The sequence below is a fragment of the Archangium sp. genome, from assembly GCF_057119385.1.
This window is the reverse complement of sequence record NZ_DBNGVP010000185.1, coordinates 21415-45619: the sequence shown is the minus strand read 5'-3', so window position 1 is coordinate 45619 and position 24205 is coordinate 21415. Positions and strand designations below refer to the sequence as shown.

General features: G+C 68.8%; 18 protein-coding genes. 7 read left to right on the top strand and 11 right to left on the bottom strand.

Annotation, left to right across the window (positions count from 1 at the left end; translation table 11 throughout):
- The first annotated feature begins 842 nt into the window (after window positions 1–842).
- Window positions 843–1070: a hypothetical protein gene (locus tag AC16DP_RS43505; protein ID WP_329733993.1), complete on the top strand. Its 228-nt coding sequence runs from the start codon at window positions 843–845 to the stop codon at window positions 1068–1070.
- Between the two features lie 229 nt (window positions 1071–1299).
- Here AC16DP_RS43505 and AC16DP_RS43500 read toward each other — a convergent pair whose 3' ends face one another.
- Both AC16DP_RS43500 and AC16DP_RS43495 read right to left on the bottom strand, forming a co-directional pair.
- A complete protein-coding gene (locus AC16DP_RS43500; RefSeq protein WP_329733992.1) occupies window positions 1300–1620 on the bottom strand; it encodes a hypothetical protein in 321 nt (106 codons plus the stop codon).
- A gap of 100 nt (window positions 1621–1720) precedes the next feature.
- The gene (locus AC16DP_RS43495) at window positions 1721–2869 is read right to left on the bottom strand and encodes a pyridoxal phosphate-dependent aminotransferase (protein WP_329733991.1); all 1149 of its coding nucleotides are present in this window, start codon (window positions 2867–2869) and stop codon (window positions 1721–1723) included.
- A gap of 72 nt (window positions 2870–2941) precedes the next feature.
- On the opposite strand from AC16DP_RS43495, the gene AC16DP_RS43490 reads away from it, so the two are divergent.
- The 5 genes from AC16DP_RS43490 to AC16DP_RS43470 all read left to right on the top strand — a co-directional run bounded on the left by AC16DP_RS43490 (window position 2942) and on the right by AC16DP_RS43470 (window position 6642).
- Window positions 2942–4117 (top strand): HEAT repeat domain-containing protein, encoded by a 1176-nt coding sequence (locus AC16DP_RS43490; RefSeq protein ID WP_329733990.1) that lies wholly within the window; start codon window positions 2942–2944, stop codon window positions 4115–4117.
- Between the two features lie 32 nt (window positions 4118–4149).
- Complete coding sequence (locus AC16DP_RS43485; protein WP_329733989.1) at window positions 4150–5142, top strand: HEAT repeat domain-containing protein; 993 nt, start codon at window positions 4150–4152, stop codon at window positions 5140–5142.
- A gap of 57 nt (window positions 5143–5199) precedes the next feature.
- A complete protein-coding gene (locus AC16DP_RS43480) occupies window positions 5200–5745 on the top strand; it encodes a peptidase M23 (RefSeq protein WP_329733988.1) in 546 nt (181 codons plus the stop codon).
- A 227-nt stretch (window positions 5746–5972) separates the two neighbouring features.
- On the top strand, window positions 5973–6239 hold the full coding sequence (locus AC16DP_RS43475; protein WP_483957065.1) for a hypothetical protein: 267 nt from the start codon (window positions 5973–5975) through the stop codon (window positions 6237–6239).
- Window positions 6240–6267: 28 nt separating this feature from the next.
- Complete coding sequence (locus tag AC16DP_RS43470) at window positions 6268–6642, top strand: DUF5335 family protein (protein WP_329733986.1); 375 nt, start codon at window positions 6268–6270, stop codon at window positions 6640–6642.
- Between the two features lie 81 nt (window positions 6643–6723).
- Here AC16DP_RS43470 and AC16DP_RS43465 read toward each other — a convergent pair whose 3' ends face one another.
- Window positions 6724–7521: a M57 family metalloprotease gene (locus AC16DP_RS43465; RefSeq protein ID WP_329733985.1), complete on the bottom strand. Its 798-nt coding sequence runs from the start codon at window positions 7519–7521 to the stop codon at window positions 6724–6726.
- 329 nt (window positions 7522–7850) lie between these two features.
- The gene (locus AC16DP_RS43460; RefSeq protein ID WP_329733984.1) at window positions 7851–8915 is read right to left on the bottom strand and encodes a Rieske 2Fe-2S domain-containing protein; all 1065 of its coding nucleotides are present in this window, start codon (window positions 8913–8915) and stop codon (window positions 7851–7853) included.
- A 133-nt stretch (window positions 8916–9048) separates the two neighbouring features.
- Between AC16DP_RS43460 and AC16DP_RS43455 the strand changes: the two genes are divergently transcribed.
- A complete protein-coding gene (locus AC16DP_RS43455; protein WP_329733983.1) occupies window positions 9049–10506 on the top strand; it encodes a phospholipase D-like domain-containing protein in 1458 nt (485 codons plus the stop codon).
- 12 nt (window positions 10507–10518) lie between these two features.
- On the opposite strand, the gene AC16DP_RS43450 is transcribed toward AC16DP_RS43455, so the two are convergent.
- The 7 genes from AC16DP_RS43450 to AC16DP_RS43420 form a co-directional block, all read right to left on the bottom strand.
- Window positions 10519–11094 (bottom strand): DUF2378 family protein, encoded by a 576-nt coding sequence (locus tag AC16DP_RS43450; protein WP_329733982.1) that lies wholly within the window; start codon window positions 11092–11094, stop codon window positions 10519–10521.
- Window positions 11095–11401: 307 nt separating this feature from the next.
- Window positions 11402–12085: a hypothetical protein gene (locus AC16DP_RS43445; protein ID WP_329733981.1), complete on the bottom strand. Its 684-nt coding sequence runs from the start codon at window positions 12083–12085 to the stop codon at window positions 11402–11404.
- A 121-nt stretch (window positions 12086–12206) separates the two neighbouring features.
- Window positions 12207–12737: a hypothetical protein gene (locus tag AC16DP_RS43440; RefSeq protein WP_329733980.1), complete on the bottom strand. Its 531-nt coding sequence runs from the start codon at window positions 12735–12737 to the stop codon at window positions 12207–12209.
- A gap of 48 nt (window positions 12738–12785) precedes the next feature.
- Window positions 12786–13988 (bottom strand): SMI1/KNR4 family protein, encoded by a 1203-nt coding sequence (locus tag AC16DP_RS43435; protein WP_329733979.1) that lies wholly within the window; start codon window positions 13986–13988, stop codon window positions 12786–12788.
- A 36-nt stretch (window positions 13989–14024) separates the two neighbouring features.
- Window positions 14025–18095 carry a DUF6531 domain-containing protein gene (locus AC16DP_RS43430; RefSeq protein ID WP_329733978.1) on the bottom strand — a complete coding sequence of 1357 codons (4071 nt, stop codon included), beginning with the start codon at window positions 18093–18095 and terminating at the stop codon, window positions 14025–14027.
- Window positions 18092–19369, bottom strand: a complete 1278-nt coding sequence (locus AC16DP_RS43425) for a hypothetical protein (protein WP_329733977.1) — start codon at window positions 19367–19369, stop codon at window positions 18092–18094. Before AC16DP_RS43425 ends, AC16DP_RS43430 begins: the two co-directional genes overlap by 4 nt.
- Before the next feature lie 201 nt (window positions 19370–19570).
- The gene (locus tag AC16DP_RS43420; RefSeq protein WP_329733976.1) at window positions 19571–24022 is read right to left on the bottom strand and encodes a DNA topoisomerase 3; all 4452 of its coding nucleotides are present in this window, start codon (window positions 24020–24022) and stop codon (window positions 19571–19573) included.
- Window positions 24023–24205 lie beyond the last annotated feature (183 nt).

Here is a 24205-nt window from a genome sequence, read left to right as displayed (position 1 = left end):
CCATCAGCCAACGTGCCTCACCTTTCCAGTCTCGGTGATGGGATACCCCTGCTCACGGGGAGCCTGCCCATCACCCAGCTCGCTCATTCTGGCCCGCTTTTCCCTCATCCAGCGTGCTCGGTAACAGTACTCGGCATCTCCGGTCTTGAGGGTGCGCTTGCCTCTAACACGAAGGTTCACCCGCCCACCTGAGGACTCCAGCACGTTTTTGACCTGCCCCTCGTACTCTTCCCAAGGAAGCTTCGGGTTCCCTCGTAGGTAGTTCTTCGGGGCTCTCGGCATTGCGTGCCCTCTGCGTCGCTCGCGATTGGCGCATTATATCCGGGCTCCCCCTTGCTGCCCCTCCAGACTCTCCCAGGCGCCCCGCTGGGCCTCTTTCGGGGCCCCGGGGGTGGGGGGGTAGCGGGTCGGCCCTTCAGAGGCTCCTGGGGCCGTAGCAGTTGACACGGGTTTGAAGCCGATCAACAGTGAATCCTACGGGCGTCGCATCCACGCCTAACCCTTATTGGCTCCCCGTGCGGAGCCTACTCAAAGGGCTAAGGGGACTCTGTCCTCGGATGGTTGTTGCGGCCCCTGACGGGCGGCAGGCGCGGTGCACGGACCTCTGGCCTTGCCATGCCCGAAGGAGTCCAACTGTGAACGGAAATAAGAAAGCGAAGAAGCTGGCTCGTGAGCGTAAGGCTCGCAACGGTGGGTCGTACCACGATGCGCTGATGCACGTCCGCGCCAAGTCCACCCATTGTGAGGAGGCCCCCGCGAGTCCTCCACCACCTGGAACGAACCAGCTTCGGCCAAAGGAACTGCGCCATTTGAGCCCATCGCTCTCGGAAGCCATCGAGAGCATGACTGCGGTGTTTGAGTCCCCCGCCATGAAGCTGGTGAACCAGCTGGCGGAGTCCCCCGCCATGAAGCTGGCGAACCAGCTGGCGGAGTCCCCCGCCATGAAGCTGATGAACCAGCTGGCGGAGTCCCCCGCCATGAAGCTGATGAACCAGCTGGCGGAGTCCCCCGCCATGAAGCTGATGAACCGGATGGAGAAGCTCGCGGGTGGCCGTAACGGGCTCTGGTAGTTCGCCCATCAAGGCCCCTCCGGTGCCCCGGGGGAGCCCTTCACGGCTTCCCCTGGGGGAACGAAAAACCGGCCTCACCATGCCCACCCCACAAAGGGGAAGGGAGGGTGTAGGCCGGTCAGGGACTCCGGGTGATGCCCTATGAACTCGCCAGGGCCGCTGGAGAGAAACTAACGAGCTTCAGGGAATGAGGTGAATGCCCCCGGCCATGGCGAACGATCCTCTGCCGTTAGTCCTCCACCACACTACTCGTCCAAGCCATGCCGTGGTCAGCCCCCGTCCAGCGAACCTCTCTGGCGTCTTGGAGCGGTTCGAAGCGGAAGACGAACCGAACGGAGCGGGCATCGTCGGTGACCACGGGGCGGGCCATCTTGATCCTGCCGCCAAAGTAGGAACGCTCGGACTTCGTGTTGTGCAGGTAAATCATCCCTCCGATGAGCTTCTCGGCATCGGCTGCCGTGACACCCCAGTTCCCGCTTTCGTATTCGCCGTCATCGGAAACGCGGTGGAGGTTGAGTCGATCACGACAGATGAAATGGATGGAAGGCATGGCTCCATCTTCGGAAGTTTGACGGTCGGGTGGAAGTCCCCTCCAGTGGAGCCGACGCGGATGTACCGGGCGGATACCAGAGGGGAACCCGCGCCCTCCTCTACCGGCCCAGGAGTCCCGCCAGCACCTCGACGCCGCGCAGCACCACCTCGGGCGGCGAGCACGTGAAGCACAGCCGGATGTGGTGCGGAAACGGTCCGAAGCTGGGCCCCGGAGACACCAGCAGGTTGCGCTCGACGCACCGCTCCAGGAACCCCGGCAGGCCCTTCTCGTCCAGGTGCGCGGAGACGTCCAGGAAGAGGAAGGTGCTGCCCTGCGGAGGCGCAACCCCCAGGCGCGCGGCCGCCTTCCTCCCCGTGTCGAGGTAGCGCGCGGAGGCCATGGCCACCCAGGCGTCTCCCGGCCCTCGCAGCACGCGCTCCCCGGCCAGCTGCGCGGCGGTGGGCGCACTGTAGAAGGAGTGCGTGCTCACCTTGCGCAGCTGCGCCACGGCCTCCTCGGGCCCCACCACGTAGCCGCACCGGTTGCCCGCCATGCCGTAGGCCTTGCTGAACGAGTACGAGGACAGCGTCCGCTCCGGCGCCAACGCACGCGCGTACGTGTGTTCGCCTTCGTACACATAGTCCTCGTACACCTCGTCCGAGAGCAGCCACAGCCCCTCGCGCCGCGCCAGCTCCGCCAGCGCCTCCACCCACGCCCGCGGTAACACCCGCCCCGACGGGTTGTTGGGGGTGTTGAGGTAGAGCGCCACGCCGCGCTCCGTGAGCCGCTCGCGCACCGCCGCCACCAGCGCCTCCGGGCTTTCACAGTCCAGGAAGGGCACCGGCACCGGCCTCCCATGGAACGCCGTGACGATGCCCGAAATCAGCGGCCAGTACGGCGCGAGGATGAGCACCTCCTCGCCCGGCGCCACCAGCCCGCCGATGATCGCCCCCAGCGCCCCCGTGGCCCCCGTGGTGACGAGCACCTGCGAGCGCTCCGTGGCCACCCCCGTCTTCGCGCGCACCCGCTCGACGATGGCCTCCAGCAGCCCCGGCATCCCCTGCACCGGCGCGTAGCGGTGCATCCCGGGGTGCTCCGCCACCCGGAAGTCCTCCATCCGGCAGCCCTCGGGCGGCTCCATCCACGTGTCCCCCACGTGCAGCGGGTACACCTCCCCGGACCTGCTCGCCAGCCGCTCCGCCAGCGCGGAGTACAGCGAGCTCGACATGCCCGACACCGACGGGGCGTAGCGCGGATGGTGGGGCATTTTTCCCTCGTTCCTTGAGAAATTCTTGAAGTCCAATTATTTCTCGTGATACCAGGAATACTGGTTCACGACATGGATCGCACATCTACCAAAGTCGGCGTCCTGCTGGGCGCCGTGCTGCTCATCATCTTCGGGGCGGCGCTGCTGTCGGGCCGGTCCTCCTCGCCGCGCGAGGAGTCCTCGGCGTCCGCGAGCGCCACGTCCGCGGCCTCTGGCGCCCGGAGCGGCGCACGTCCCTCCGGGAGCGCCCCCACGGGCTCCGAGGAGCCCCGTCCCCCCGCGAAGGAGCTGCTGCCCATGCCCCTGTGCTGGAAGGGGCTGGGGGAGTTGGACAGGACGCTCTCGTTCGACAACTTCCGCCAGGCCCTGGAGGCCGCCGTCGCGGGGCCGGATCGCTACCTCGCGGGCTACCTCCAGGAGCGCCTCACGGAGCTGATCGGCGGCGACGTGAACCGCGCGCTCCAGGTGGTGGCCTGGGCCGAGGGCGCCCCGGCGCCGTACCTCGGGGTCTACATCGAGGCGCTCAAGGCCTCGGACGCGGTGCACAACCCGAAGGTGGTGGATGCCCTGCTGAAGATTGGCGAGGACAAGGGCGCGCTGCTCATCAACCGGGGCGCCGTGCTGGACGCGCTGGACACGCAGAAGCGCCTGGGCCCGGCCCAGCTGCAGCGGGTGAAGGCCCTCGCGCTGGACGAGTCGCTGGACTCCACGTCCTGGCTGGCCACGCGCACCATCGGCCGGGTGATGAAGGAGGACTTCGAGCGCACCGGCACCTTCGCCCCGTATTGGAAGGAGCTGATGGACCTGAGCGAGAAGTCCGACGACATGGCCGTGCGCCTGCTCGCGCTGGAGATGCCCAGCTACTCCAACCCCATCCTCGACGGGGACTCCATCGACCGGCTCAGTAAGATCATGACCACGGACCGGGAGCGGGACGTGCGGGAGATGGCCGCCTTCCGGCTCGCCGTCACCGAGGAGCCGGAGAAGGCGCTGGAGGCCTACCGCAACGCCTTCCCCACCGAGCAGGACGAGTGCGTGCGCTGGGCCCTCTTCCGCTTCGCCGTCCGGGCCGCCGGCCCCAACGCCCTGCCGCTGCTGCGGCAGTTCGCCGCGCAAGACCCGCGCTTCGCCGCGGACCTCCAGAACTTCCAGCGGCTCTACGCCGAGGGCACGGTGGACTTCGCCCGCATCTGGCTGGGGGTGGAGGAGCGCCACGACTGCCTGATGGAAGAAGGGGCGCCCCACTGATGCGCCCCGTGCACTCTCGAGGAACGACGTCCATGGCTCACGGATACCGCACTCCCACCTGGCGCATGGCGCTGCTGGCCGCCGCCGCCTGGCTGCTGCCCGCCCCCGCGGGCGCCCAGGACAAGCTCCCCATCGAGCGGGTGACGTGCTCGTTCAGCAACATGTTGGAGGACTTGCGCGCGGGGCTGAAGACGGGCTCGCCCGCCTACCGCAAGTACCTGCTGCAGCACCTGAAGGAGGCGGCCCGGGCCATGCCGCCGGAGGAGCTGCGCGCGGCGGTGGAGCAGGAGAGGGACCCGGCCGTGCTGGAGGCGCTGGGCGCGGCCCTGGCCACCCACGCGGGCTTCACCGAGGACCCCACCGCGCTGCAGCCCCTGCTGAAGCGGGCGTCGCAGGACGCCGACCCGGCCACGCGCGCGGCGGCGGTGCGCGGGCTGCGCGGCACCGGCTCGGTGGAGACGCTGGCGAGGAACGGCAACACGGTGACGTACGCACAGCTCATCCGCGACGCCTCGCCCGAGGTGCGCGAGGCGGTGGTGGGCAACCTCGTGGCGGAGGACGCCACGGTGTACTCCGGCCATGACCGCACCGTGTCCGAGACGGCGGTGGAGACCGCGCTGGCCTCGCCGGACCCGGAGGTGGCGGCGAAGCTCTTGCGCGAGGTGTCCATGGAGCAGGTGGGCTCCGAGACGGTGCGCAAGCTCACCGGCCAGCTCAAGGCGGAGAGCCCCACCCTGCGCGCGGCCTCGGCCAGCGCGCTCGGCGGCGTGCCGGGCGCCGAGGCCCCGGGCGCCACCAGCTCCCTCGTCGAGCTGTACCGCAATGAGAAGGACCCCGCGGTGCGCAAGGCCGCGCTGCAGGGCATCGCCCGGCTCGGCCTGAGCGGCGCGCTGCCCACCCTCGGCTCGCTGCGCGGTGTGGCGCCCGCGCTCGACCCGGAGATCGACGCCTGGGAGACCGTGCTGCGGCGCGGGCTCCAGGAGTGGACGCTGGTGCTCCGGGAGAAGGAACGGATCCGCAAGTAGCGGTCCGAGAACGCCCTCAACGCAGTACCCCCCGCAGTGAATCCCCCAGGAGGAAGCATGAACGTGAAGAACATGATGTATGCCGCCGCGGCGCTCGTCGCGGGCTTCGCTGGCGTGGCCAGCGCCGCCACCGCCAACGGTGCCATCTGCGACACCGCCGCTCGCGTGGGCTCCACCACGTACTACTCGTGCTCGGGCAGCAGCCACACCGCGCTCGACATGAGCAACGGCACCTGCAGCGAGTGGAACCACCGCGCGATGATCGCCGGCAGCCGCTACTACGCCTACTACGGCGGCTGTGCGGCCAACTGCAGCGGCGGCACCACGTGCAACGGCGGCGCCGGCAACTACTACGTCGTCACGGGCGCCAGCGGCTGGGACTTCCGTCAGCTGCACCTCAACGCCAACGCCAGCTCCGGCTCCAAGACGTGCGACGGCTGCGCGCTGGGCCTGGTCGGCTCCACCGGTAACTCCACGGGCGCGCACGTGCACGCGGACAACCGTCAGTACGGCACCCGCAAGTCCGCCTGGTACACCAGCAAGGGCACCACCTGCGGCTCCAGCGCCTACTGCGGCAACGTCGTCGGCTACCCCACGCTGTAATCCGCGGTCCCCACCGCCCCGCCCCCTGTCCTGTGAGAGGCGGGGCGGGGCGGTTGTCTCCCCGGGCCGTGGCCCGCCCTCCCCTCGAGGGCCCGAGGCCCGCCTGGATGTCCGCACTCCGGACGGGCCCGTCCGCTCCGCTCCCCACCCGCTTCCCCGTGGCCGCGCCCGCTCCGGCTGCCCACCTTGGAAGCATCGGCTTTGGGACACGTGAGGAGCGAATGGCCATGCACAAGGACCTGGCGGACCAGGAAATCTACGGCACGGTGACGAAGACGGCCCCCGGCAGCATGACGGTGCGGGACCGGGGCGGCACCACGATGACGCTCGTGCTGGACGACGACACGCGCTTCCTCCGCCAGGGCCAGCAGGCGGCCCGCACGCAGCTGCGCGAGGGCATGCAGGTGCGCGCCGCCTATGACGAGGACGAGGGCCACTACGAGGCCACCACCGTGGAGCTGTTCCCGGGGGCCGCCGCGCCCCAGGGCAAGTGAGTCCTCCCGCCTTCCGCCGAGGTGCGCCATGCAGCACACGCGAGAGATTCCCCGGGAGGGGTGGGCCGACTACCTCCTCCTGTTGAGCACCATCGAGCGCGACCAGCAGGTCCGCATCCACGCCGAGGGGCCGGAGCCAGGCGACCACACGGTGGCCTGGAACCTGCCGCTGGTGGAGATCTCCGTCGAGGAGAAGGGCAGCGACGCGGGCGCCATCGAGGTGACGGTGGGCCCTCCCGGCGAGGAGCTCACCCATCGGATTCTGCGCCCGGTGCACGTCTGGGCCGAGGAGAGCGACAGCGGGGAGCTCGCGTGCCTCGACATCGAGGACGAGGACCACGTGAAGACGTTCATCCACTTCGAGTCGCACGAGCTGCGCGAGGAGTCCTCCGCGCCCGCGTGAAAAACGAAGAGGCCGGAGACGCCCCGCCCCACGTGGAGGCGTGCATCCCCGGCCCTTCGTCAGCTCATGAGAGCGGAGGGATTACGGGTACAGCGCGCGGGCGCCCGTCTTGTCCAGGCTGGTGAGGACGAGGTCGCCCGTCTGCGTGCCGTTGCACTGGGGGTAGTGCATGACGGAGGCCGAGTCGTAGGACGTCAGGGCGCGCCAGGCGGAGTCCTCGTAGCAGCCCGTGGAGCTCAGGCGGGTGTGCTCGTGGCGGAAGCCGAGCGTGTGGCCCAGCTCGTGGCGGAGGATGCCCGTGAGGGTCCAGGGCGAGATGCTGCCGAAGGCGCTGGTGCTGATGAGGATGTTGCGGGCCGAGCGGCTGGAGTTCGGGAAGAACGCGCGCGCCAGGTAGCTGGTGACGGTGGTCTGGCGCACGTCGAAGAGCACGCCCGTCTGGGACGCGGTGCAGTTGGAGTCGTAGCTGCTCGAGTGGATGAAGTTGACGTTGGCGGTGGCCTCCCAGGCCGCGGCCGCGCTGTTCATCGCGTTCACGACGGTGCTGTAGCGGGTGCCGAAGGAGGAGGAGCTCACGCAGTAGGTGAGGTTGCGCGCGGTGGTGCTGCTCCACTTGATGTCGCCGCCGCTGTAGTACACGGCCAGGCCGCCCTCGGTGGCGCCCACGTCGCCGTTGGCCACGTAGTTGTCATAGTACGCGCGCAGGCCCTCGACGCCCTCGACGGCCTCGTCGCCGTTGACGACGAACACGTCGCCCTCGTCCTGGATGGCGGAGGCCTGGAACTCCTCGAACGTGGGGAGCTTCTGCTCGGAGGCCTCGGGACCACCGCAGCCAACGAGAGCCACACCAGCCAGCAACGCCATGGAAAGCTTACGCATGGGGGTTTCCTCTTTCGGGAACGACGTGGGGGTTTGACGTGGCCGCCTGGGCTACCAGCCGCGGCCTCGCTCCCCTCCCTTGAGCACCCGCCGTGCCAGGAAGGCAGACTCTTGTCATTTCAAGGACCTGGCTGGACTCTCACGAATTGAGTTGGTGCGGAAACACTCCAGGTGCGGCCTCACGATTGCCAAGGCGCGTTACACTTCGCGCTCAAACATTAAGCATTTCAACCATTTACGCCGCAACCACTTCACTGTCCGGGAATCGGACACGCACTGTCGCGGGACAGGGCACCCCGTGGGAGGCGCCCGCTGGGGCGGAGGGGCGCTCAGCCGTTGGCGGCCTCGGGCAGCGGCAGGGGCGTGGGCGGGGAGGAGGCGTCGCCCCCGGCGAAGTAGATGCGCTCGAGCAGCTTGCGGTGGTGGATGAGGGGCTTGTCGTACTTGCCCAGCCGCATGCCCTTGAGGCTGTAGGGGGTGTGAGCCACCAGGGGAATGAAGCGGGCGTCGTCGCGAATCTCGTACCAGCTCAGGACGAGCGCGGCGCGGCGCACCAGGGGCAGTAGCGGGCGCAGGCGCGCGTCGTGGAGCTGGCCGAAGGAGAAGGTGTGCAGGCGCGTGGTGGCCGCCGTCTCCGGCACGAAGAAGATGATGGCGCGGTTGGTGAAGGGGCGCTGCTCGCCGGCGGGGCCCGTCCAGGTGATGGTGTAGTCGGTGCGCACCGGATCGAAGCGCGTCACCCAGTGGTTGTGGAAGAAGTCGCCGTTGCGCAGCAGCAGCAGGGGAATGAGGAAGGAGGGCCGCTGGGGCGCGCGGTAGCGCACCTCGGTGCGGTCCTCGTGGTTGTGGGCCTCGAAGGAGATGTCCTTCGCCTGGGAGCGGTTCCACCCGAGGCGGGTGTGGACGAAGGGGGTGTGCTCGTCCTCGCTGAAGTTGTCGAGCGTCACGTGCAGCGGCGCGCGGAAGAGCATGGAGAAGGCGCCGTTGAAGTCGAAGCCCTCGGGGGCGAAGTCGGGGAAGGCGGACAGGGGCGTGTCGCGCGCGGAGAGCCACAGGTAGCCGAAGCGCTCGACGAGCTGGAAGGCGCGCGCGTCACACTTCTTGAGGTCGGGCTGGCTGGGGCTGCGGCCGTGGCCGTCGGCGTCGAAGCGCCAGCCGTGGTAGGGGCACTCGAGCTGGCCCTCGCGGGTGACGCGGCCGGCGGACAGCGGGGCCATGCGGTGGGGGCAGGCATCCGCGAGCGCCGCGGGGCGGCCCTCGGCATCGCGGAAGAGGGCATAGGCCCGGCCCGCGAGCTCCACCCGCACCGGCTTGTCCTTCAGCTTCCGGGCGGGGAGGACGGGGTGGAAGAAGCGGGTGACGTCGGGAAGGGGCGCGTCGGGCAGGGGCTGCATGGGGTGCAGTCTATGACCTCCGGGGTCACTCTGAAGGATGCTGGACGGACAGCCCCCTTCCCCGCCCGCTTCCGGGCCCGGAGCATGCACATATTGACCTTCACGCCCGGCCCGAGGATCGGACGGAGGAAGGATGACGCTGGAATCGCTGCTCCTGCAGGCCTGGCCCCACGTGGCGGCGGCGTTCACGGTGATGGCCAACCTGCTGGCCACCGGGCACGCGGTGCTGCGCAAGCGGGACGTGCGCGCGGCGGTGGCCTGGGTGGGGCTGGTGTGGCTGGTGCCCCTGGTGGGGGTGGTGCTGTACCTGATGCTCGGCATCAACCGCATCCGCCGCCGGGCCCGCTCGCTGACCCTGCGCCAGGAGCACGGCCAGTTCCCCCCCAGGCCCCGGGTGGCCCCCTGCACCCCGGAGCAGCTCGCGGCGGAGGCGCCCCCGGCGGCGCACCTGGCCTCGCTCGTCCGCCTGGTGGACGAGGTGGTGCGCTACCGGCCGCTGTTGCCGGGCAACAAGCTGGTGCCCCTGGAGGCCCACGCGGGCGCCTACCCGGCCATGCTGGAGGCCATCGAGGCGGCGCGTACCTCCATCTCCCTGTGCAGCTACATCTTCGACAACGACGCGGCGGGCCGGCGGTTCGTGGAGGCGCTGGGGCGGGCGGTGGAGCGCGGGGTGCAGGTGCGCGTGCTCATCGACGCGCTGGGGGCACGCTATGACTGGCCGCCCATCACCGGCCGCCTGCGCCGCGCCGGGGTGCGGGTGGCGCGCTTCCTGCCCACGCTGCTGATACCGGCGCGCCTGCCCTTCATGAACCTGCGCAACCACCGCAAGCTGCTGGTGGTGGACGGCCGGGTGGGCTTCACCGGGGGGATGAACATCCGCGAGCACTTCCTGCCGGGCCACGGCGACGCGAGGGATTTGCACTTCCGCGTGGAGGGGCCGGTGGTGGGGCAGTTGCAGGAGACGTTCGCCGAGGACTGGGCCTTCACCACGAAGGAGCGCCTGCACGGAGAGACGTGGTTTCCCCCGCTGGAGCCCGCCGGGCCGGTGATGGCGCGGGGGATTCCGGATGGCCCGGACGAGGACTTCGAGACGCTGCGCCTGACGCTGCTGGGGGCACTGGCATGCGCGCGGAGCACGGTGCGCATCGTCACGCCGTACTTCCTGCCGGACTCGGCGCTCATCACCGCGCTGAACGTGGCGGCGCTGCGGGGCGTGCGGGTGGACCTGGTGCTGCCCGAGAAGCTCAACCTCCCGGTGGTGCAGTGGGCCTCCATCGCGCAGCTGTGGCAGGTGATGCGTTCCAACAGCCGCCTCTTCCTCACCGCGCCGCCGTTCGACCACACGAAGCTGATGGTGGTGGACGGGGTGTGGTCGCTCGTGGGCTCGGCGAACTGGGACCCGCGCTCGCTGCGGCTCAACTTCGAGTTCGACGTGGAGTGCTACGACGCGCAGCTGGCGGCGCAGCTGGACGCGCTCATCGAGGAGCGGCTGTCGCGCTCGCGGCTCGTCACGCTGGAGGAGCTGAATGCACGGCCGCTGCCCATCCGCCTGCGGGACGGCGTGGCCCGGCTGCTGTCGCCGTACCTGTAGGCCCGCGGCGACTCAGCCGTTGGCGGCCTGGGGGAGGGCCTCGCGCCAGCGGATGTCGAAGGTGCACGCGGTGCCATCGTAGGAGGCCACGTCCACGTGCACGCCGCGCGCGCCGGCCAGCTGCTGGGCCCGGAGGATGAAGCCCGCCGCGAAGGAGGGCACGTCGTCGAGGACGTCATTCATCCACAGCTCGCAGTGGCGCGGGGAGTGCCCCACCAGCTCGACCTCGCTGAAGTTGTTGCCGCTGCGCAGGTCCTGGCCGATGCGCTCCAGCATGCGCCGGGGGCCGAGCGCCGGGGCCAGCTCCGCCACCACGCGCCCCGTGAAGGTCTGCAGGTAGCCCTCCAGGAAGTGGATGCCCATCCACCAGTGCGCCTCGACGGGCTCCAGGTGCGGATAGAGGGCCCCGGAGGCCACGTGCACGAACGTCTTCCAGTCGTCGAGCGGATAGGAGACCGCCAACGGCTTCTCCAGGTCCAACCCCGCCTCGCGCAGCCGCCGCCGCGCGAGGCTCGACAGGTTGCCCCCGAGGGCCCGGACGAACAGGGCTTCGACGGCGGTGGCGAACACCACTTTCTCCGGCGGCATGACCGTCCCTTCGGCACCTCATCGGCGCCCTGCCAGGAAAGCGGCTCCGGAGGCGGAGCGCTGCCCTCGTCGGAAGACACTGCTCACTTTCTCATAAAGAAAAACACCTCCGCCACTCCCCCTCTTGAAAAGAGACACACGGCGGCGCTGTGCGACTCAGGACGACATGCGGCCGATGCATCCGCGCTGTCTCTCCCACGGCCCCAAACGCTGACCGGACCGAAACGTTGAGCCCGCGATCCGCCGCTGCCGCTGCTCAGGAGCAGGGCGCGAGGCACATCGGCAAGACCAGAAGACACCTCGCGCATTACGAGGATGGCTGGGACAGGACGCGCACCCGGCGGCAGTCCGCGCAGAGAAAGAAATAGAAAGCCATCTCCCCTACGAAGAGCACCTGCTCACCTTCAAGAAAAACCGAGGGTTCGCCAGATACTTCATACCCCAGGCTGGCAACATACCGCATGTGCCGCCCGCAGACGCAGACAGCCTCCAGCGGCTCCGCCAGCCAGACGGGCGCCCCCAGGACTCGCAGGAATCCCGCTCCCCCCAAAAAGTTGTCGCAAGCCGACCAGTAACGCTCTTCATCTCCGGGGAGTTCCTCCGGCTGCATGGGACGCAGGGATACGCACCGCTCTGGTAGTGGCTCAGGAATCCGATTCTCAAGGCCGAACGGATGCCCAGAGGAACAATCGCCAGCGAGCCAGTCGATCCGCCTTGTCCGCACGTCGAACTGGTACTCCTGCGTCTGCTTGCCCAGATCGCAGTTGAGGTAGAGGACCAAGGGTAGCTGGGAGACTCCAACAAGGGACGACTCCGGCAGCGCCTTCAGGTCCAGGGATAGCAGCAGACACGGCGCGGGAGGCGACTCCGCTCCTCCCAGGATCCGCCATGAACTGCCACCAAAGAGGTGCGGGGCGGCGGCATCGCCCGGAACAGCAATCCACCCGGATTGCTCCAGATGGGGTCCCCACTTTTCCACAACTCGCATCACGAAGTGCTCCTGTACCCTCTCACCGGGATATGGGGCTTGAGGCGATGCAACAGCCAGGTCCGTATCAAGCCCGGTTCTCCGCGAGGAGCCGGACGCGAATGAGGAATGACTTCCACCCTGGTCAGTCGAGCCGAAGCACCCTCATGTCCGTGCCTGTATTGGCGGAGACCTTCGGGAGCTTCCGCTTGGGCTCCAGCACGAATTCATAACCCGCTTGGACGAGCTGCCTCTTGCGCCCCTTCATCGCCATGTTCCTGAAGCCACGCACCGTCACGGCGTAGACTCCAGGGTCTATTCCCGTTTCCTTCCAGGACTCGAACTTGTTGCTCCACTCCTTGAGCACGAGCAGGTCCGCGACGACCAGGCGCGCAACCACCCGGAGGGCGTACTTGCCATTCTCCACCAACACCTCACCTGGTGGCGCATAGGACTCCGAGGCCAAGCGGACAGCAATATCGTAGCCAGCGTCATCGATCGCCAGCACCGGGACGATGAGGCCCTTGGAGAGCACCTCATCGCCCTCATCAGTGGAGACATAGCGGGTGAAGAGATCCGTCCCCTCGCGGATCCTGCCCCCATGGTGCTGGCGCAGCGCGGAGGGATCGAACAACACGAGCCCATTGAAATCGGTGTCGACCCTTCCCAAGTACATTGGGAGCCCTCTTACTCTCCCCTCTCGAATGAAAGAGGAGCACGCGCATCAACCGCGCAGGACGCGCTCGGTCCAGGGCAGCTGCCCGTCGTGGTCCCACGCATAGCGCAGGTCCGCCACTTGATCCGAGAACCATTGGTGCAAGGGGGCATCTGGACCGTAGACGATCTCATCACGCCCCAGACCACGCACATGTCCCCGTGCATCCACTGCCCAGAGAACCTGCCCTCCCGCCGCCTCGGCGAACACCACCCAACCCGGCTCACGGCGATACCATGGGTATTGCACCAGTTCCTCGTTGCTGCTCACCAGGGAGCCCTGTGCGCCCACCCCATGAAGCACGAGGGCGCCCTGGAAGAGGCGGGCGCCGTTATGCCGGGCGAGCAATCGGTGTAAGGGTTCGGGAGGGGTCAATCCCAACCGGCCGAAGTCCTGAGCGATTTCCGCATCACTGGCCCCCGCGGAGAACGTGTGCTGGTAACGCTCCGCCTCGCCCTCCACGCGCGCGAGCACCTCCTCCAGGCCGGGCGCTTCGGGCGGTGGCTCTTGCGGCCCCTGCCGGTGGCCGGGCTGCACTGGCCGAGCATGCGCCTCCCCTTCCCAGCTCACCCGATCGATGCGCAGCACCAGGGTCTCGAGATGTTTCTGGAGGGCCAGGAAGACATCTCCCCGGACGAGAAGGGCTCGCCACCAGCTTCGCGGCCCGTTGAACCACGGAGACCAGCAGACGGAGTGCCCGGACCACCCTCGCGCATCGAAGCGGACGGGCGTCAGCGGAATGCCGTTGAGCCGCTCGTCCGTGCCTCGGGGATGGAAGGTCTGTGGGTTGAGCTTGTTGAGGCGGAGCTGCGTGTCCACCAGCGGCCCGGTATGGCCCTCGGTATCCAGCCGGTAGAGCCGGTGGCCCGCGACACGGTTGGGGGTCACATGCGGCACGAGCGTGGCCGTCCACCCAGTGGCGCCAGAGGACTCCAACGCCCGCACGAGCCGTTCCGAGCACACCAGGTCCGGGCCTGCCCCAGGCTGCATCAGGTCATGCAAAGGCGTCAGCTTGCGATCGATGGGGCGCTCGCGTGCGTGCAGGGGAACTCCATCCGCGTCCAGGGGGACGGGTTTCGCCGGTCCGAGCTCGGCCAGTTCAGGTCCCACCACGGGAACCAACCGCACCCAATCCTCCGATCTCACGTCCTCGCGCCGCTCCAGGGGACTCCAATCGCGGGCCACCTGCTTCCAGGGCATTTCATTCGCCATGGTCACCCTCTCCTCTGTGCCTTCACGACCACCTGCTCATGAGCACGCTTTGATCTTCGCCGCATCGTGATCGAACCCCTTCTTGAATTCATCAAGCTTCTTCGCGTCCACCAATCCCTTCGTTTCCAGGTGTCTGTGATAGAAGTCCTCCAGGTCTCCCAGGATGGTACTGCGACTGAGCTTGCCCTCGTTTTCGATGCGGTTGAGGTACTCATTCCAGTCAGAGCCATGCTGGTAGCCATTGCGCATTTCCAGCCCGGGGTAGCGCTCCTTGAGGAAGCCGGACAGCGCCCCATGGACATTGCTGTGGGTTGTGCGATCGAGCATGACGGTCCCCGTACGTCGAGTAGGATCCAACGCATTGCGCACATCTTCGGTCAGCAGGCCCTTATCCTCCATTATCTCCATCAGCCTGCGGGGAACGGTGTGGTGCCCGTCATCCAGACCGAAGGGGTCGATGCAGGTGAGAGGGTCATCCGTGTAGGCGTACGGGTCCAGACCCCCGAGCAGGCCAATGGGATCCTGGCTGATGTATTGCCCGGTCGAGGGGTCATAGTAACGGAAGCGGTTGTAATGGAGCCCCGTCTCCTCGTCCTCGTACTGGCCGGGCCAGCGCCAGGGGCAGCGGGTCTGAGCCACCTCGGCCCGCAGCGCGCCATTGATGTCGAGCCGTCCCTTCCAGGCCAGGTGGCCCCCCTCGTCGTAGAGGGCCGAGGGAGTGCCCAGATGATCGGTGAGGATGCCGTAGCGCTTGTCTCCCTGGAGCTTGGCGAGAGGAGCCGGGCGCCCGGGCTCGAAAAGCCAGGTGGTCATCGGCTCCTGCCGTCCGAGCTCATGGACAGGGTTGTCACCATCCCAGAGCCAACGCACCTCGCCCCGGGTTCCACTCTTCAGCACTCGCCGGCCCAGCGCGTCGTAGGCAAAGCTCACGACGGCGCCATCCGGCCGGACGACCTCCCTGAGCAGCCCCGCGGCATCGTACTCGTAGCGCCAGCGCGAGCCATCCGCGTCGCGTCTCTCCACGAGATTGCCCAGGTCATCATACTGGAACCGGGGGCCATCACCCGGGAGCGGCTCATCACCCGGGGAGGGCGTTGGACCCGGTCGCGCCAGGGTCCGCAACAGCGCGTCCAGTGGCGGAGCGGCGCGGTGCTGGAGGGTGCCATCCGGCCGTCTTGCGGCCACCAGCCGCGAGCGCGCGTCGTACTGGAAGGACGTCAGCCCCTCGAGCGCATCCACCAGGCCGACCAGCTGCTGGCCCTGCCAGCGGTAGCCCACCTGGGAGACCTCCTGCTCTCCTACGTGGATGCGCTGACGCAAGGGGAGCCCAAACGCATCACGCTCCCAGCTGGACACCACGCCTCCGGGCAGTCTGCGCTCCACCTCACGCCCGGCCACATCGCGCCGGAAACGAGTCTGCCAGCTCCCGAACTCTCCCTGGGCCTGGACGGCATGGACGTGCCCGAAAGGATCGCGCACCCACTCCTGCCTCACGCCCAATGAGGAACTCACGGATGTCCGGTGGCCGAGCTCGTCATACTCGGAGGCCACCCAATCATCTCCCTGCCACTCCTTGAGCAGGCGTCTCAGAGGATCGAATTCGCGCCGCACACTCACTGTGGCATTACGTGCCTCGATGAGCACACCATCCGCGCGGTAGGCGAACTCGTCGACGCTGCGATCCGGGTACTGGATGCTCAACACACGGCCCGCCGCATCCCTCACGAGCTCGCGGCAACCGCCACCAGGCAGCTCCACGCGGACCGTCCGGCCAATCGCATCCCTGGTGAAGCGACGGCTCCGGCCATCAAAGCCCCGCTCCTCCACGACACGGCCACACGCGTCCCTCAGCAGGGAATGGACCTGGCCGGTGGGCGCGATGACCTGGAGGAGCCGCCCCTCCGTGTCATGGTGGAAGCGGATCGTCTCCCCGGAATCCTCCTGGCTCGCGAGCTTTCGGAAACCGGAGTAGGCGAAGCGTGACAGGCGCCCGTTCTCCCGCAGCTCCAGGAGTTGCCCTTCCTCATCGTAGGAGAAACGCGTGATGTTCGAGGTACCGGGCACTTCGGCCTGATACAGCCGCCCCGCCGCATCACGCTTCAGCAGCCAGGTGCGCTGCTCGCGGTCCACCATCTGGCTGGGGCGGCCCAACCGGTCGTTGGTGCAAGAAAAGAGGACGCGGCCTGCGACCCTGGCCTGGGAGATGAGCCACTGGGAATCGCGTACGACGTCGACGCGCAGCCTGGCGGAGAAGATGAGCGCGGACAACAAACCTTCACGGTACTCGTACCGGGTCTTGCCACCGAGCGGGTCCGTGCGCTCGATGGGCAGACCCCGCCCGTCATAGCGGGTGTGCCAGACATTGCCGCAGGCATCGTGGAGCTCCGCGGGGAGACCCAGCTCGTTGTATTTGGCGGAAAGCTTCGAGCCATCCGGCTTGGCCATGCTGGTGAGGTTGCCGCGCTCGTCATACTCATACACGGTGGCCTTGCCGAGCGGGTCCACCTCCTTCACCAGGCGCAGGGCATCATCGAACTCGCGTTGCCAGCAATTGCCCAGCGGGTCCGCCTCCTTCACCACCACCCCGCGCCCATCGGAGTAGTACGTGGTGGTGTGGCCCAGGGAGTTGGTGACCTCGGTGACCCCCCTCTCCTTGTTGTAGAAGAGCCGGTGGTCGAAGATGCCGCCGTCGCCCCAGGTGTGCACGCACCAGGCCTCGGCGCCCTGGCCGTCGTACTCGAAATAGAAGCTCAGGCCCGTGCGGTCGGTCTCGCGCACCAGCAGGTGGCCGCTGTATTCATAACGGGCGGCGTGCCCCAGCGCATCGTAGGCCTCCACGAGGTCACCCGCCTCCGAGTACCCATAGCGGTTGTAGGGCACCAGGCCCGGCTGCGTGGGGTGTGGCAGCCAGGTCCTCACCAGCCGCCCCCGGACATCATGCTCGAAACGCAGCCGCCGCCGGGCGCTGTCCACCACCCACTCCAACCGCCCGTGCCCGTCATACTCGTAATGAATGGCGTGCCCGGCCCGGTTGCGCGTGCGCGTCACCCGGCACAGCCCCGGGTCCTCGCCCCCGACGAAGCGCAGCTCGTGCACCAGCCCGTTCGCCTGCTCCACGCTCCATTGCAGTTCCCCCATGCGCCGCAGGGTCAGCCGGTCCATCGGCTCATACACCGCCTCGCCCAGGGGCGCCCGCTGCCGGGGGAACTGGCTCACATCGAACTCGATCTCCCGCCCATCCTCCGCCCGGAACACCACCTTCCCCTGCTCCTCCCACACCGCCAGGTCCAGCGAGTGGCTCCAGCCATGGCCCACCGCCGAATCGCGTCCGCAAAGGCTCGAGGAGTAGTGACGCTCGAACTTGAGCGGAACGGGCCCCGGCAACTCCCAATCCACCGCCTCCGTCACCGCCCGCCCCGTCACCACGTCCACCGGGTGTCCTGTCAGCGTGCAGATGGCCTTGTGGATCCGATCACGCGCCCGTTCGCCCAGCCCCACCTTGTCCATGACCTTGTTCGCCGCCTTGTGGATGCGGTCGGACACGTCACTCATCTTCCGGCTGGCCTTCTGCAGGCCGCGCAGCTTCTTCAAGCCCTTCAGCAATGCGCCCAGGGCCAGCTTCATCATCAGCCCTGACAAGGAAATCGTCGGAGGCCCGCCGACCACCACCGGGGGTCCCGCTGGAATGGACAGGGCAATCGAGGTGGGAAGCAGCAGCGTCTTGGCCCCAGGCCCCTTCTTGCGCGGCGGCGACGGCATGCCGATGTCCTGACAGCTCAGCACCGGCAGCGTCATGTAGGTGAAGGGCTCGTCGTCCACCATGACGGTGGAGCTGCCCATGAAGGTCTCGTTCTCGTTGCCGGGCGGCTTGGCGAAGGCGCCTCCAATGGGGAAGTGGGGAGGCAGTGTCACCCCGCCCGTGCCCGCTTGCGCCCGCGGCAAGCCGTTGACCAACACCGTGGCGCCGATGATGGGGATGTAGTCGAACGGATCGAAGACAATGCCGATATGCGGGTGGGGAATGGGCACCACCGCCCCCGGGGGGGTGATGATGAAATGGATGTCGATTCCCAACACCGGATCCAGGTGCTTGACCGCGGGCATCATGCCGCCTGACCTCCCGCGGCCTGGACATCCGGCCGCCAATCGTTGCCCAGGAGCGACTCGGCCTCGGACTCCAGCCGCCGCGCGGCGGCCTCCCCCTGGCGCGCCCGGCCCAGCCGCACCCGGGCCTCCGCCACATAGGGCAACGTCGAGGAGGCGCGTGCCTCGGGCTCGAGCGCCAGCCCTAGGCTCCAGGCCTGTTCACTGCTCTCCCAGGCCTTGTCCATTTCCTGGATGGACTCCCGGCAAAAGCTCGCCATGCGCCAGCACTCCAGCTCCAGGCGCGCATCCGCCAGCTTTCGCGCCAGGGGCGCCGTTTCCTCATAGAGCACGGCCGCCTCCGCCCACTCCTGCCTCGTGACCAGCACAGCCCCCATCGCCATGCGGGATTTCAGCCGCAACTCGGCTCCCTGGGCCTCGCCCCTGGTCTCGGCCTCCATCGCGACTGCCTCCGCCTTGCGGTAATGCTCCAACGCCTCCGTGGGCTTGCTGGCCACCAGGAGTGCCGCTCCCATGGCCCAACGCGCCGCCACCACCAGCGCCGACCAGCCCTGTCCGGCCGCCAACGCCACCGCTTCCTCCCCCAGCCGCGTCACCTGATGGAGCTCGCCGCGTCCCGCCGCAGCGCCCAGCCGCACCAGCAACTCCCGGTAGCGCCCGCCCGCCGGATCCATACCCGCCGCTCCACGCGCTACCTCCTCCATGGCCCCTGGCATGTCCAGGTCCGCCACCATCGTCTTGATCCGCGTCGGCTCCGCCTGCGCCAGCGGCTCCAACACCCTCACCCGCACGTCATCCAGCACCACCACCCGCACCTTCGGCGAGTGCGGGGACGCCAGCGCCTTCTGCAGCCATTGCCGCCACGCCTTCACCTCCGACACCTGGCCCGGAACCAGCACCACCGCCAGCACCTCGCACACGGACGCGTAATGGCGTTGCAGCGCCTCACAGGCGCTGAAGAAGACCTCCGCCCCCGACTGCCCGGGTGCCACCCGCCCCAGGTCTACTTCCTCCTGGCTCTCCGCCACCATCGCGACCAGCATCTCGCGCAGCTCGAGCCCATACGCTTCCGGCTGCACGAAAGGGATGTCGAAGCGCAGGAAGAGATCAGGACATTCCCCCGTACGCTCATCGCCCTCCTTCTTCAGCCACGCCTCCACCATGCGCGCCTCGCTCGGCTCCACCAACCAGCGCAACAACCGCGCCTCAGGCGCCTGCGCGAATTCCACCCACTGGTTGTGCAGCCAGCCCAGCCGCTTCTCCACCGCGTTCTTCATGTGGCCTCCGTCCGTTCCTGCCGCCCCTCTCATCGGCCCACTTGGATTCCCGAAGCGCTCATTATTGTTTGGCAAACGGCGCAAGGAAACGAGCCAAGACATGCCCTCGGCGCGGAGCCTCCCGACGGCAGGTGAAGGCACTCCCGTCTGGAAAACTGTTCTGTCGGCGGAAAACCGAATCCCCCCCTGGCGGAGGGCGATTCAGGACGACATGCGGCCGACGAGGCCGAGGATGGCCTCGCCGTAGCGCTCGGCCAGCTTGGGGCCGACGCCGTGGATGCGCTGCAGCGCCAGGCCGTCCCGAGGACGCGCGGTGGCGATGGCCCCGAGCACCTTGTCGGTGAGGATGCGGAAGGCGGGGACGCGCCGGCGGCGGGCCTCGGCGAGCCGCCATGCCTTCAGGGCCTCCACGAGTTGGGGCGAGGGCGTACCCACGCCCAACGTCTCCCCGCTGCGCCGCGAGCGCTCCAGGGCCCGCGTCAGCGCCTCCCGGCCACGAGGGGCCGGAGAGGGGCGTGCCTCGTCCTGCGCCTCGTACGCGTAGTAGGCGGGCTCGGCCCGCGCCAGGGCCTGGCGCTTCTTCCTGCCTCCGGAGGCGGACTCCTTGCGGCGCGAGGCCTTCTTGCGGCCGCCTTCCGCCCGGGTGCCCTTGGCCCGCGAGCCCCGGCGCTTGCGCGCGGGGGCCTCGTCCGGCGGCCGGGGCAGCTGCACCTGGCCGGGAGCGGGCTCGCGCGTGCGCCGGCCCTCGGGCGTGAGCGACACGCGCTGGAAGGTGATGCTCTGGCCGTCCTTCTCGAAGGTGTCCTCGGACAGGCGCACCAGCCCGGCACGCACCAGCCCCCCGAGGAGCCGCTCGAAGTCGCGCCGGGGCAGCGCCTCGCCGAACAGCTCGCGGTGGAGCCGGCCGGTGGCCTGCGCGTCGCGCTCGTGGAGCGCCTCGAGGATGCGCCCGAGCGCGTGCAGCTCGCTGGCGGTGGGCTCGCCGAAGCGCAGGGTCGCGCAGGAGTCGGGCGCGCAGACGTCACACAGGCCGCACTCGGCGCCCGTGTCCTGCAGGTCGCCGAAGTGGTCCACCAGGTGCTTCATCCGGCACCCGTGCGACTCGGCATAGCGCGCCATGTGCTCCAGCTGGGAGTGCTTGTGCTCGCGCTGCGCCGCGTACGAGGCCGCCCAGCCCGGCTTGCCCCGGCGCACCGACTCGTCCGGGCTGATCTCCACGCCGCCGTGAATCCAGAGCTGCTCGAGCGCCTTGTCGAAGGTGTCCACCGCCACGCGCGCCCGCGCCGCCAGCGACTCCTTCGGCTCCGCCTCCTCGCGCGACGCCCGGTAGATGCGCTCGAGCACCGAGGGCTCCGGGTAGTCTCGCTCGTGGAAGAACTCGTGCGTGCGCCGGTCGATGAAGGAGTGCAGCAGCACCGCGCGCGAGGGTTTCCCATCCCGGCCCGCGCGGCCCAGCTCCTGGTAGTAGCCCTCCAGGCTCGCTGGCAGCGCCGCGTGCACCACCGTGCGCACGTCCGCCTTGTCGATGCCCATGCCAAAGGCCGTCGTCGCCACGATGACCTCCAGCCGGCCCCCGAGGAACGCCGTCTGCACCTCGTCCCGATCCGACGCGCTCATGCCCGCGTGGTACATGCCCGTGCGGAAGTCCGCTCCGAGCTCCTCCGAGTACCGCTCCGCGTGCTTGCGCGTGGACGCGTAGACGATCGCCGGCCGGTGCGAGGGGTCCGCCAGCAGCTCACGGATGGCGTCGGAGCGCTGGCTCGGGTTGAGCTCGCGCACCTCGATGGCGATGTTCGTGCGCCGGAAGCCGTGGATGAAGGTGCGCGCGGGGGCGTTTCCCGCTCCCTCGAGCCCGAGCTGCTGCACGATGTCGCGCTGGACGTCCGGTGTCGCCGTGGCTGTCAGCGCGATGACGGGCGAGGGACGCAGCATCGGCAGCCGCGCGCCCAACAGGCGGTAGTCCGGACGGAAGTCGTGACCCCACTGCGAGATGCAGTGCGCTTCGTCCACCGCGACGAGTGCCGGCGTGCGCCGGGCCAGCAGCTCCACGAAGCCCGGCACTCCGAGCCGCTCCGGCGCGATGAAGAGGAAATCCAGCAGCCCCTCGAGGTAATCCGCGCACACCTGGCGCGAGGTGGCTCTGTCTCGCCCCGAGTGGATGCGATCCGCCGCCAGGCCGAGCGACTGGAGCCTCGCCACCTGGTCCTCCATCAGTGCGATGAGCGGGCTGATGACCAGCGTCGTCCCCGCTCGCGCCAGGCCCGGGAGCTGGTAACAGAGCGACTTGCCCGCTCCCGTCGGCATCACCAGCAACAGGTCCTTGCCCTCCGTCGCCGCACGGCACACCGCCTCCTGGTACGGCCGGAAGTCCTCGAAGCCGAAGACCTGCTTGAGCAGGCCACGCAGCTCGGAGGGCCTCGTGGGCTGGCGCTGGGTGCGCTCGGGACGACCAGTGGGTCCGGGGGACATGCGCGTCAGGGCCGGGCGCGCGGTGTTCCTCGGTGGGGACTGGGGCTCGGTGGCGACCTGGTTGCGATGGGGACGGGGTTGACCCTCACCCTGACCCTCTCCCAGAGGGAGAGGGGATTCACGCGGGCTCAACCTGGGAGCCGAGATACCCTCACCCCGTCCCTCTCCCGAAGGGAGAGGGGTTGTTGGCCCTCTTGGGGTTGTTGGCCCTCTTGGGGGGGTGGGTGTCCTGGGGGTTGTCGCCGCCACCATCGGCATGGGGAGGTTCGGCGGGACATTGCCCACCACCTCGATGACGTACGCCTCGATTCCCTTCAGGAACGACTCCAGGTCCCCGCTGCCCTGCTCGATGCGATGCAGCCACGCCTCCCACTGCCCCGTCATCGCCGGACTCTTCACGTCCGGATGCACCACCCGGATCAGCCCGATTCCCTTCTCCGTCGCCTCGAACGACTTCCCCTTCCTCACCAGATAGCCGCGATCCAGCAACGTCTCGATGATCGCCGCCCGCGTGGCCGGTGTCCCCAGCCCCGACTCCCTCATCGCGTCCGCCAGCTCCTTGTCGTCCAGCGTCCGCCCCGCCGTCTCCATCGCCGTCAGCAGGCTCGCGTCCGTCAGCCGCGGCGGCGGCCTCGTCCGCTTCGTCACCGGCTTCACGTCCCGCACCACCCTCGCCTGCCCCTTCGCCAGCCCCGGCGGCAACTCCTGCTCGTCCTCCGGCTCCTCCGCCTCCGCCTCGCTCCCCTTCTTCCCCGCCTCCCTCGGCTTCGGCGCCTTCTGCCCTCCCCCCACGTCCAGCACCTTCCAGCCCTCGCGCACCACCATCGTGCCCGCGCTGTGGAACCGGTCCACCTCCGGCGCCGACGTCACCGCCGTGATGACCGTCGTCACCGACCAGACGAAGTCCTCGTGCCACGCCGCCAGCAGCCGCCGGCACACCAGCTCGTAGATGTTCCGCTCTTCCCGCGTCAGCCTCGCGCTCTCCGGCGACGTCGTCGTGGGGATGATGGCGTGGTGGTCCGCGACCTTCGCGTCGTCCACGAAGCGCCGTCCCAACGGGCGCACTCCCGTCTCCGGCGCCAGCAGCGCCTCCCACGGCCCGCGAATCGCGCGCACCACCTCCGGCAACGTGTCGGCGATCTGCCTGGTCAGGTGCCGGCTCGACGTACGCGGATAGCTCAACAGCTTGTGTTTCTCGTACAGCGCCTGCGCCAGCTCCAACGTCCGCTGGGCGCTGTAGCCATACAGCCGGTTCGCGTGACGCTGCAGCTCCGTCAAATCGTAGAGCAACGGCGCCGCCATCCGCTTCGTCTCGGCGGTGACGGACTCCACCGCCGCGCGGCCCGTCTTCACCCGCTCGACGATGCGCCCCGCCTCCTCGCCGTCCGCGGACAGGCGCCGGGCTTCACGCGCGTCCCACTCCTTCTCCTTCCCCGGCTCCGCGGGACGGAACCACGTGCCCTGATAGCTCCCCCGCGGCCCCTCCGCGCCCGCAGGCCCGAAGGTGGCCACAATCTCCAGGTAGTCCTTGGGCACGAAGTCGCGGATGGCCAGCTCGCGCTCCACCACCATCGCCAACGTGGGCGTCTGCACCCGCCCCACCGAGAGCATGTCCCCGCCGCACGCCAGCGTGTACAGGCGCGTCAGGTTCATCCCCACCAGCCAGTCCGCCCGGCTCCGCCCCTTCGCCGCGTCCGCCAACGGCTCGTACTCGCGCCCCGGCTTCAACGCGCGGAAGCCATCCCGGATGGCCCCCTCCGTCAGCGACGACACCCACAGCCGCTTCACCGGCTTGCGGCACCCCGCCGCCTCGTAGATGTAGCGGAAGATGAGCTCGCCCTCGCGCCCGGCGTCCGTGGCGCACACCACGGCGTCCACCTCGGGCGCGTTCATCACCCGCTTCACCACCTTGAACTGGCTCGCCGTCTTGTCCTGCACCACCAGCGGCCAGTCGCCCGGCAGCATCGGCAGCAGCTCGCGCTGCCAGCGCTTCCACTCGGGCCGCATCTCGTCCGGCTGCGCCAGCCCCACCAGGTGGCCAATGGCCCACGTCACCACGTAGCCATTGCCGCGCAGAAACCCGTCGCCCTGCTCGCGAGCGCCCAGCGCCCGAGCGATGTCGCGCGCCATGGCCGGCTTCTCCGCCACCACGGCCAGCACGCCCCGTCCTCCTCCGTCACCCATGTTCATTCCATCCTCATCGCGGCCTACATCGTTCCATACCCCGCCGCCCCCACCCACCTGCAAGGCCGTTCAGCACTCCGCCCCTTCGCTCGGAGAGCAGGCAGGCAGACACGCAGGGTGAGATTGATCGCCCTCCGGCCCGCCCACGAGGCGCTTCCGCCCCGGGTTGGCGCCCTGACGCAA